The 11034-nt window shown below is 60.3% G+C and carries 6 protein-coding genes and 1 pseudogene; 3 read left to right on the top strand and 4 right to left on the bottom strand.

Translation table 11 applies throughout. The annotated features are described in order from the left end of the window. Positions 1 to 41: 41 nt before the first annotated feature. The 3 genes and pseudogenes from thiC to HMPREF9371_RS14060 all read right to left on the bottom strand — a co-directional run. Positions 42 to 1916 (bottom strand): phosphomethylpyrimidine synthase ThiC, encoded by a 1875-nt coding sequence (gene thiC, locus HMPREF9371_RS10080; RefSeq protein ID WP_009120024.1) that lies wholly within the window; start codon positions 1914 to 1916, stop codon positions 42 to 44. A 194-nt stretch (positions 1917 to 2110) separates the two neighbouring features. Next, positions 2111 to 4300: a YccS family putative transporter gene (gene yccS / locus HMPREF9371_RS10075; protein WP_040660502.1), complete on the bottom strand. Its 2190-nt coding sequence runs from the start codon at positions 4298 to 4300 to the stop codon at positions 2111 to 2113. Positions 4301 to 4403: 103 nt separating this feature from the next. Beyond that, positions 4404 to 4587: pseudogene (locus HMPREF9371_RS14060) on the bottom strand (hypothetical protein); the annotation flags it as partial. Positions 4588 to 4695: 108 nt separating this feature from the next. Here HMPREF9371_RS14060 and HMPREF9371_RS10070 point away from each other — a divergent pair. Then, on the top strand, positions 4696 to 6534 hold the full coding sequence (locus HMPREF9371_RS10070; RefSeq protein WP_040660500.1) for an ABC transporter ATP-binding protein: 1839 nt from the start codon (positions 4696 to 4698) through the stop codon (positions 6532 to 6534). A 131-nt stretch (positions 6535 to 6665) separates the two neighbouring features. On the opposite strand, the gene HMPREF9371_RS10065 is transcribed toward HMPREF9371_RS10070, so the two are convergent. Next, a complete protein-coding gene (locus HMPREF9371_RS10065; protein ID WP_040660497.1) occupies positions 6666 to 7598 on the bottom strand; it encodes a LysR family transcriptional regulator in 933 nt (310 codons plus the stop codon). Positions 7599 to 7746: 148 nt separating this feature from the next. Here HMPREF9371_RS10065 and maiA point away from each other — a divergent pair, with 148 nt between their 5' ends. Both maiA and HMPREF9371_RS10055 read left to right on the top strand, forming a co-directional pair. Further along, positions 7747 to 8385, top strand: coding sequence for a maleylacetoacetate isomerase (gene maiA, locus HMPREF9371_RS10060; protein WP_009120019.1), 639 nt, complete (start codon positions 7747 to 7749; stop codon positions 8383 to 8385). A 357-nt stretch (positions 8386 to 8742) separates the two neighbouring features. Next, positions 8743 to 10758: a DUF1963 domain-containing protein gene (locus tag HMPREF9371_RS10055; RefSeq protein WP_040660495.1), complete on the top strand. Its 2016-nt coding sequence runs from the start codon at positions 8743 to 8745 to the stop codon at positions 10756 to 10758. Positions 10759 to 11034: the final 276 nt, after the last annotated feature.

Genomic DNA, 11034 nt, shown 5'->3' with positions numbered 1-11034 from the left:
CTAACGTTTTCAGGTAGCCTGTTGGCTGTTCGGCAGCCGCTTTAGCTGTAAATCTTGGCGCCGGTTTTCACAAACTCAATCGCTTTTTCTGCCATGCCTTTTTGCGCGGCGGCGTAGTCGCGCACTTCCTGCGTGATTTTCATCGAGCAGAATTTGGGGCCGCACATCGAGCAGAAGTGGGCGATTTTCGCGCCTTCGGCCGGCAGGGTGGCGTCGTGATAGCTTTCGGCGCGTTCGGGGTCGAGGCCGAGGCGGAACTGGTCGCGCCAGCGGAATTCAAAGCGGGCTTTCGATAAGGCGTTGTCGCGCAACTGTGCGCCCGGCCAGCCTTTGGCCAGGTCGGCGGCGTGGGCGGCCAGCTTGTAGGTGATGATGCCGGTGCGCACGTCTTCTTTGTCGGGCAGGCCCAAATGCTCTTTCGGGGTGACGTAACACAGCATGGCCGTGCCGTACCAGCCGATATTGGCCGCGCCGATGCCGGAAGTGATGTGGTCGTAACCCGGAGCGATGTCGGTCACCAAGGGGCCGAGCGTGTAGAACGGCGCTTCAAAGCAGTGTTGCAGCTCTTCGGTCATGTTTTGTTTCACGCGTTGCAGCGGCACATGGCCGGGGCCTTCGATCATTACTTGCACGTCGTGCTGCCACGCTTTGGCGGTCAGTTCGCCCAACGTGTGCAGCTCGCCGAACTGGGCGGCATCGTTGGAATCGGCCACGCAGCCGGGGCGCAGGCCGTCGCCGAGGCTGAACGACACGTCGTAAGCCTTCATGATTTCGCAGATTTCGTCGAAATGGGTGTAAAGGAAGTTTTCCTGATGGTGCGCCAAACACCATTTCGCCATAATCGAACCGCCGCGCGACACGATGCCGGTGATGCGCTCGGCCGTGAGCGGCACATAGCGCAGCAGCACGCCGGCATGGATGGTGAAATAATCCACGCCCTGTTCGGCCTGCTCGATTAAGGTATCGCGGAACAAATCCCAGGTCAGGTCTTCGGCGATGCCGCCGGTTTTTTCTAGCGCCTGGTAAATCGGCACGGTGCCGATGGGCACGGGCGCGTTGCGGATAATCCATTCGCGCGTTTCGTGAATGTGCGCGCCGGTGGACAAATCCATAATCGTGTCGGCACCCCAGCGCAGCGACCACACCATTTTTTCCACTTCCTCGGTGAGCGAAGAGGTAACGGCGGAGTTGCCCAAGTTGCCGTTGATTTTCACACGGAAATTACGGCCGATAATCATCGGTTCCAACTCGGGGTGGTTGATGTTGGCGGGAATAATCGCGCGGCCGGCGGCCACTTCGCTGCGCACGAATTCGGGCGTGATTTGGTCGGGATGGGTGGGCAGGTTCGCGCCGAAGGCTTCGCCGGGGTGCTGCTTGATGATTTTGGCGTAACGCGGGTCGCGCCAGATTTCTTCCATTTTCATGCGCTCGCGCAGGGCGACAAACTCCATCTCCGGCGTGATGATGCCTTGGCGGGCATAGTGCATTTGGGTCACGTTTTTGCCGGCTTTGGCACGGCGCGGTTGGGTGATTTGGTTGAAACGCAGGTGGGCGGTTTTCGGGTCGTGGGCGCGTTCGAGACCGTATTCGCTGGATAAACCGGGTAGGATTTCGGTGTCGCCGCGCTCAGCTATCCAAGCGCTGCGCACGTCGGGCAAGCCTTGTTTGAGGTCGATTTTGGCCGAGGGATCGCCGTACACGCCGCTGGTGTCGTACACCGGAATCGGCGGGTTGGGCTCGCGGCCTTGGTCGGTGACGGTGTCGTCTTGGGCGATTTCGCGCAGCGGCACGCGGATGTCGGCGCGGCTGCCTTGCAAATAGACTTTGGTGGAATTGGGATAGGCAAACTGGATGCCCAAATCGTGGGAAAGCTGCTCAAGTTGGCTGGCTTCGTTGCCGGTGGTTTTGGTGGCCATAACAATGCTCCTGTCGGTGGGTAACGGAAACAGGAGCCGGGGCGGGGGAAGCAGCCTGAAGCATCAGGCTACCTGAAAGAATCCTTGGCAAAACTCCCCACGCAAGCATTATCTTGATCGGGTGTAAGAGCAGGCAGGCCGCTCTAAGGGTGACTCTCAGCCGCGGGTAACGGCACCCCTGTTTCGTGGCGGGATTAAAGCATGCTATCGGAACGGGGTAAAGGATTTTGTGGCGGGCTCTCTGTGCGGCCGGCATCGTGCAACGCCTGATAGGCGGTGGGCAGCAGGCGGGCGATGCGGTTGAGCTGTTGCCAGAGGATGCTGTTTTGGCGTTCGTCGTCTGCCGGCCGCAGGGCAAGCAGACTTCCGCGCAAGACTTCGGCCTGCCCGGCAAAGTCTTCCGGCGGCAATTCGGGCAGACGGCGCAGCAGGGCGGCGGTTTGGGCGGCGGCGCGGAAAAAATCGGGCAGGAAGGTTTCGTCTCCGCTGTCGGCCGGCATTTGGCTGCGGTAGGCGCCGAGGGCGGAAATATAGCCGATAAGGGCGTAGTTGGTTTTCAGCAGAATGAAGCCGTTTTGCAGTTGGTCGCCGTATTTGGCCGGCTCGCCCGACATATCGGACAAGGTGCTGCTCAGCTGGGCGGCGTGTTCGTGGGCGCGGCGGCGGACGCTGCGGTAGGCCACGTCGTCGGCACCGCCGTAGCGCAGCTGGTCGAGAATGCTGTTCAGGTAGCCTGCACTGCTGCGCAAGGCCTGCGCGCCGGTGCGCTCCAAGCCCAGATAATGCCAATCAGGCCACAGAAAAGACACCGCCAGCCAGGAAATGCCGGCACCGATCACGGTGTCGAGCAGGCGCAGCGGCAGGGCTTCGGCCACATCCAGCCCGGCAATGCTGAAGCTGACCACGGCCTGGATGGTGATGAAAAAGGTGGAGTAGCTGTATTTATTGGTACGGAAAAAGAAAAACAGCGTGCTCGACAGCACCACCACCGCCAGCCGGGTTTCCAGCGAAGGCGTGAAATAGGGCACCAAAGAGCCCACCAAGACGCCGGCCAAAGTGCCCAATACCCGCTGTTTGAGGCGGGACTTGGTGGCCGAATAGTTGGGCTGGCACACAAACACCGCAGTGAGCAGAATCCAATAGCCCAAAGGCAGATGCAGACTTTCAATCAGCGCGATGCACACCGACACCACCATGGCCAAACGCACGGCATGGCGGAACACCGGCGATTCGAAACTCAGGTGCGCCGCCACGGTGCGCCCCACAGAGCGCCAGCCGCGCACGTCTTCGCCGGCAATGCGATTGCGCTCGCTGTTGTCGCCGTATTCGGCATCCACGTCGGCATTGCCCAAATGGGTGAGCTGGTAGTTCACGCTTTGCAGATTGTCCAACAGCCGGTGCAGGCCGTGCTCGCTGCGGCTGTCGGGATGGCGTTCCATATGCAGGCGCAGCGACTGGCGCACGCCGGCCATCACGCGCTCCAGCCTTTGGGTGTCGGGCAGCGGCCCGTCGCGGCGCAGGCTGTGGGCCACATCGCGGCAGGTTTGCGCCTGCCATTCAAGCAGCCGCTGGATGCGGAAAATCAAGTCGCTGTGGCGCAGATTTTCCACAAAACTGTGGTACTCCACATGGCTGGAACTGATGCGTTCGTGAATGTCTTGGGCGGCGAAATAATAATGCAGCATACGCGTGGTGCGCGGATGGCGGTGTTGGCCGCGCAGGCGGTAAAACAGGGCGCTGCGCACCAGGTTGAACGCGCCCACCACCTTGGCGTTTTGCATGGCCAAGGCAATCTGCTGCTGCTCCAGCGTTTCCGTTTCGTCGGGGTCGAAAAACACCGATTTGGCATCCAGATACGCGGCCAGCGCGGTATAGGCCGAAGCCATGCTGTTTTGCACCGGACGGTGCGGAAACAGCAGGTGCAGCAGCAAAGTGGAGGCGCTGTAGAGCAGGGTGCCGCACAGAATCAGCAGCGGATTGACATACCAAACCGTCTGCTCGTGGTGGGTCAGCACAGTATAGAGCGCCACCACCAGCGTGCCGAAGGCGATGGTGCGGTAGCGCAGGCCGATGGCGCCGGCGAGGGTGAACACAAAGGTCAGCCCCGTCATCACTGCGCCGAACAGCCAGGGATGGCCGAAGGTCAACTGCACCGCCAAAGACGACACGGTAAACGCGGCCACGGTGATGACCACGTTTTTGATGCGGCCGGTGAGCCGGTTGTCCAAATCCACCAAACCGCCGGCGATGATGCCCAACACCAGCGGCATATTCAGCTGCGGCTGCTGCCAATACCACACCGCCCACGCCGCCACGCTGACGCTGAAAAACAGCGGCAAAGTGGACAAGACGCGGGCGGAAAGCCATCGGTTACGCAGCGGCATGGCAGAATCGACAAAAAGCAAGACACAAGAGACAATCGGCAGGCACGCCATTATAGCGCAGAAGGCCGTGCGCGCAGACAAGCAGGCTGAGACCTTTGCCCCCCAGATGTGGATGCCGTTTAAGGCGTAGCAGCGCAGCAAACGTGAACGCCAGGAATCCCTGTGGGACAGACATATCATACAGATAGGCAAGCGAGCGAGCAGTACCCATAGGGCATAAACGCACAACGCAGAAATGCGCCGCAGATGGGGGTTTGCAAAGGTCTCAGGCTTTCGCGGCAGAAAATTCTGATTGGTCCTGCTGACGTGCGCTACACTGTATGCCGATCTTTCAGGTAGCCCGCATTTACCGCGGCAGGCTACCTGAAAACCCTTCAAACAGAAGAAATGCCAATATGTTGAAACGTCTGTTCAGTTGGTTGGAAAACCGCATCGATCCTTATCCCGACACCGCCCCCGTCACCCCGGAGAAAGGTTTGTGGCGCTTTATCTGGAGCAATTTGGCCGGCCTGCGCGGCTGGCTGCTGGCGCTGGCCGTGCTCTCGGCCGGCATCGGCATCACCGAAGCCCTGCTGTTTCAGTTTATGGGCGTGCTGGTGGATTGGGTCAACCAATATCCGCCGGCCGAGTTGTGGCGGGAAAAAGGCAGCTTGCTCATCGGCATGGCGGCGGTGTTGCTGCTCAGCATCGGCTGGCGTCTGCTGGCCTCCGGCATACAGTTGCAAACCTTGCAGGGCGCGTTTCCGATGCGCCTGCGCTGGAACTTTCACCGCCTGATGCTCGGCCAGAGCCTAGGGTTTTACCAAAACGAATTTTCCGGCCGGGTGTCGGCCAAAGTGATGCAGACCGCATTGGCGGTGCGCGACACGGTGATGACGCTGTCGGACATGGTGGTGTATGTGACGGTGTATTTTGTCAGCTCCGGCGTGATTCTGTTTGCGCTCGACGGCTGGTTGCTGCTGCCGTTTCTGCTGTGGATGGCGGCGTTTGCCACCGTGGTGCGGCTGCTGATTCCGCGCCTGTCGAAAACCGCGCAGCGGCAAGCGGATGCGCGCTCGCTGATGACCGGCCGCATCACCGACGCCTATGCCAACATCGCCACGGTAAAGCTGTTTTCCCACGGCGCGCGCGAAGCGGCCTATGCCAAAGAATCGATGCAGGAATTCCTGCGCACCGTGCACGCGCAGATGCGGCTGGCTACCCTGCTGTCGGTGAGCAGCTATGCGGTGAATGTGTCGCTGATTTTGGGCACCGCCGCTTTGGGCCTGTGGCTGTGGCACCGCGGGCAGGTGAGCGCCGGCGCGATTGCAGTGGCGATTACCATGGCCTTGCGCATCAACGGCTTGTCGCAATGGATTATGTGGGAGTCGGCCCGCCTGTTTGAAAACATCGGCACGGTCAATGACGGCATGAACACTTTGTCCAAGCCGCAAACCATTCTCGACCACCCGCAAGCCCTGCCTTTGCAGGTGTCGTGCGGCGAGATTTGTTTTGACAACCTCGATTTCGCCTATGAAACGGGCAAACCGCTGCTGGAGGGCTTCAATCTGCGCATCCGGCCCGGCGAGAAGGTGGGTCTGATCGGCCGCAGCGGCGCCGGGAAATCGACCATCATCAATTTGCTGCTGCGCTTTTACGAGCCGCAAAGCGGACGCATCTGCATCGACGGGCAAAACATCAATCAAGTGACCCAGGAAAGCCTGCGCGCGCAAATCGGCTTGGTCACCCAGGACACCAGCCTGCTGCACCGCTCGGTGCGCGACAACATTGTGTACGGCCGCCCGCAGGCCGGCGAAGCGGACATGATCCGGGCCGCCGAACGGGCGGAAGCCGCCGGTTTTATCCCGCAGCTGCAAGACGCCAAAGGGCGCACCGGCTACGACGCCCATGTGGGCGAGCGCGGGGTAAAACTTTCCGGCGGCCAGCGCCAGCGCATTGCGATTGCCCGCGTGATGCTGAAAGACGCGCCGATTCTGCTGCTCGACGAAGCCACCAGCGCGCTGGATTCGGAAGTGGAAGCGGCCATACAGGGCAGCCTGGACGCCATGATGGCCGACAAAACCGTGATCGCCATCGCCCACCGCCTCTCCACCATCGCCGCCATGGACCGGCTGATCGTGCTCGACCACGGGCGGATTGTGGAGGAGGGCAGCCACAGCGAACTGCTGGCAAAAAACGGCCTGTATGCCAAATTGTGGGCGCACCAAAGCGGCGGTTTTCTGCCGGATCGCTAAGGCAAACTGGCCACTCGTTTGCAGCTGCTTTTTGCCAAAAATCGCCTTTTTGTAGCGAGTGTTGCGTTTTCAGGTAGCCTTAAAGCTACCTGAAAACGCATTGGCGGCCTGAAACCTGAGACCTTGATTGCTTACTGCCCGACCGTTTCGCCGCAGGCCGACCATTCGGCGGTTTGCTGCCGCAGACTGCGACACAGAAAATCGTGGAAGTGCTCCGCGGCCGGCGAGAGGGCGCGGTTTTTTCGGCGGTAGAGGCAGAACGAGCGGGTGAGCACGGGTGCGCACATGGGCCGCATCTGCAAGCCGTATTGACGGATGCGGTTGGCGGCAAACGGCAGGCACAATGTGAGACCGAGGCCGGCATGCACCATGCTGACGGCAGTGGAGAGCAAATTGACGCGGTGGGCCGCACCGCTGATGACGGGGCCGATGTCGCCGCCCAATTCGGCGGCCAGTAAGTCGGAAAACGGGCCGTTGAGGGTAATCAGGGTTTCGCCGACCAAGGCTTGCCAAGGCACTGTTTGATGCCGCGCCAGCGGGTGTGCGTCCGGCAACACCAAATAAAACGGCAGCGAAAACAGCCGCTCGGCTTGGATGTCGCTGCTGTTTTCACGCTCAGGCCCGATGCCGAAATCCACTTCGCCGGTGCGCACGCTGTCGAGCACCCGCTCCACCGGACAATCTTCCAGCCCCACTCGGATGTCGCCGTGTTCGGCAGCAAAGCCGGCCATCACCGCAGGCATCAGCGAAGAGGCCAGCTGTTGCGAAACGGCAATCTTTACCGCGCCCCGGTGCAGGTCTTTCAGGTAGCCGATTTCGGTGAGCATGGCGTCTACATCGTGCACGATGCGGCTGGCCATCGGATAAATCTGCGCACCCATGGCGGAGAGGGAAAGCTGGCGGGTGGTGCGGTCGAACAGGCGCACGTCGAGGTGGTTTTCCAGCTCCTTAATCAGCCCGCTGAGGGCGGATTGGGTCAGATGCAGCGATTCGGCCGCTTGGGTGAAGCTGCCGGTTTGGGTAACGGCAATAAAAGCACGCAGTTGGCGCAAGGTGATGTGCATGGTCGGTTCCTTTCGGTGTCCAGCATAGCGGCGGCGCGGCCATTTATCAATCTTGCCGATGAATACCGCCCAAAAAACTGTTTTACCGATAAGTGTATTTCTGCTGAAATAGCAGCGCTTCCCCCGCATCAACGAAGGCTACCTGAATATGGATACGCTCTACACCTATTTCCGCAGCTCTGCCGCCTACCGCGTGCGGATTGCCTTGGCGCTGAAAAACCTCACTTACCGCAGCGTGCCCGTCCACCTGCTCAACCAAGGCGGCGAACAGCGGCTGCCCGCCTATACCGCCCTCAATCCGCAACAGCTGGTGCCGGCTTGGCAGACCGCAGACGGCGCCGTGTTGGCACAGTCGCTGGCCATCATCGAATACTTGGAAGAAACCCACCCCGAGCCGCCCCTGCTGCCGGCCGACCCGCTGCAACGCGCCCGCGTGCGCGCCTTCGCCCAGCACATCGCCTGCGACATCCATCCGTTGAACAATACGCGCGTGCTGCAATACCTCGTGCAACAAGGTTGGGACGACGCGCACAAACAGGCTTGGTACGCACATTGGGTGCACAAAGGCTTCACCGCCTTGGAAGCCTCGCTCAGCGACAGCGGCGCCTACTGTTTCGGCGACACGCCCACGCTGGCCGATTGTTGTCTGATTCCCCAGGTGTATAACGCCCGCCGTTTCCAAATCGACTTATCCGCCTATCCCCGCATCTGCCGCATTGCCGAAACCGCCGCCCGGCACCCCGCCTTTATCCAGGCCGCCCCCGAACAGCAGCCGGATGCGCCTTAAGGCACGCCCTCATTGAACTGGAGGCCACCTGAAAAGCCGCTTGGCCTGCACCAGACACAATCCAGCAGACTGAGGTAAGTTCACCGCCCGTCAGCGCACAAATAAAAACCAGAGCACCACCTTGGCCAACGGCCCCGCAGAAAACAACACCATATTCTGCGGGGCCGTTGGGCTTTCTGCACCGGGAAACCGCCGCCGGCATGGCCCATACAGATAGAACGATACTCGAAGCGCTCCGGTGAAAATTCGCTATTTGCTCCAGCATCAATGGCATAATGGTTTCCACCTCAGTCAGCCAACTGCATCATTTCCCACCAAAACAGACTGAACAATAGGAAATAAACACAGGAGAAAACCATGCTCGAGCGCCTGCAAGCCCATTTGCCCGCCGATTTTATCGCCAAGCTGGTGCAACAAGCCCGCCCCGTGCTCTCGCTCACACTCACCCGTGCCACAGAGGATTTGCCGCTCACCGCCTCGCGCGTCGGCGGCTTCGGTTATTGGCCGGCAAACCAGCCTTATCCGGAGAATGAAAACGGACAGCCGTTGTCGCTGCTGGCGCAATTCAATTTGGGCGAATTGCCGCCGCATCCCGATTTGCCGCACGAAGGCATACTGGCTTTTTATATCAATCCCTTCCATTGGCATTACGGTATGGACGAGGAAAGCGGCTATCGCGCCGTCTATTTTGCCGACGCCAGCGCGCCCTCGCTGACGGCTCATCAGCAGCGCGAGAGGTTCCCCGAGTACGCCTTTCCCGAACCTGAGTCCGAAGCGCTTTCCCAAGAACAGCTTGTCTTCCAGGCGCGCTGGCAAAGCGAAGCGGAAGTGATGCTTGCCGAATGGCTGGCGCGCCACGAGAAAGCGGTGGCCAAGGGCAATGACGCCGAGCTCACCCGCCTGTGGCAACAGGAAAAGGCGGCGCTGCCCGCACTTGCCGACATCGTGCTCAGCATCAACGAAGCAGAAGACGGTGCCCCCGCCGATTGGTCCGCCATTACCTATGCGCTTGAGGAAGCGCTGCCGCAAACCGCGGAATATGTGGCGACTCGTCTCACCGATCATCCCGCCAGCATGTATTGGACGCTTGCAGAAAGCGAGATGGACGAAGCGGAGATTGAACACAGCGTGCACATGCACCAGGTGCTGACCCGGCAAATGTTCACCACCGGCGATTTGCGCTGGCGCCAATACTGGCAGCACGATCCGCGCGCAGTGCTGGAAGTCGATTGGCAAATGCAGCAGGAATTGATTGATTTTTATGGCAATGACAAACTCGCCGACCTGTGGCGCGAGGCCTTGCCCGCGTTGCGAGCCAATATCGATGCCATCGTCGCCGAAGCGCATGCCGCGCGGGTGATGAGCGCCGCTGATCTCGATCAGGTGCTGGAAGGGCATATCGACACCCTGATGCAGCATATGCGCCAGACCTTTGCCGAAGCCGATTTCGCCCGCCAGCAAGAGATTATGGCGCGGGAGCAGCAGATGCTCGCCGAGCGCATGGAGCGCCTGACCACCCGTTTCGCGGCGCAAGGCTTTGTTGCCGAAGGCGAAGCCCCGGCCAGCGCGCTGGATGCCGTGCGCAATTTTGATCAGGTGTATGAGCTGGGCGAAGATGCGCATCCGCTGGCGTCGGTGGGGGAATTATTGAAACAATTTTCCGCGTTTGAAGAAGCCTTCGACTTGGCAGAAGAAGATGAGGAGGCAGAAGTTGCGGCGCTTTTGACAGGCTACCTGAAAGAAAACGATGCCTTTGTGGCGGCAGAGCAGGATGGCGAACTGGCGCGCTTATGGGCGGAAGAACGCGCGCAACTTCTCGCCGAGCCCCCGCAAAGCAAAGCGGCGCTGCTGGTGCAGATCAGCAGCGGCAGCCGCAGCTATTTGCATCTGGCGCAACAGGGCAAGGTCAATCCGGCAGCGCAGGCCATTGCCCGCGAAATCAGCGCAGATGCCATGGGTTGGGACAACGCTCCGCCGCAATGGTATCACCCGGTGGCGGGCGAATACGCGGTGCAGGCCACACTTGCCGAACACTATCCGTTTGCCGAACATGATGAATTTACTGCCATCTTCGGCCAATCGTTCTATGACTGGGCACAGGGGCTGGCACTCGATGAGGCGGCAAAACGCCATTTCGTCGAGGTCGCCCTGCAAAACGAAAACCATCTCATGGGCTATCCCTATTTCATCCAAGACGACCCGCGTGCAGGCAAAGACGACGTGCTCCTGTTCCAGCTCGACAGCCAGGAAGTGGACGGCGAATACGGCAGCGTGATGTGGGGCGACGGCGGCATCGGCCGGTTCTTCATCGCCCGCGAGGATTTGGCCGCGCGGCGCTTTGACCAAGCCTGGCTGCATTGGGATAGCTATTGAGTCAGCGGCCGGTAAACCGGCGGTTTGCGGTTTGAGGCTGAGACCCTTGCAAAACCCCCAGATGTGGATGCAGTTCAAGGCGTAGCAGCACAGCGAGCGTGAACGCAGGAATCCCCGTGGGAAAGACATATCACACGATAGGCAAGTGAGCGAGCAGTACCCATAGGGCATAAACGCACAACGCAGAAATGCGCCGCTGATGGGGGTTTTGCAAAGGTCTCAGGCTACCTGAAAACCCTCCTACCGTGCTGCACAAAACCAAGCTGAGACCTTTGC

Origin of the sequence: Neisseria shayeganii 871 (genome assembly GCF_000226875.1) — a bacterium.
Classification (GTDB): domain Bacteria; phylum Pseudomonadota; class Gammaproteobacteria; order Burkholderiales; family Neisseriaceae; genus Eikenella; species Eikenella shayeganii.
Note: the sequence above shows the minus strand (reverse complement) of the source record. Positions and strands in the feature narration are given on the sequence as shown.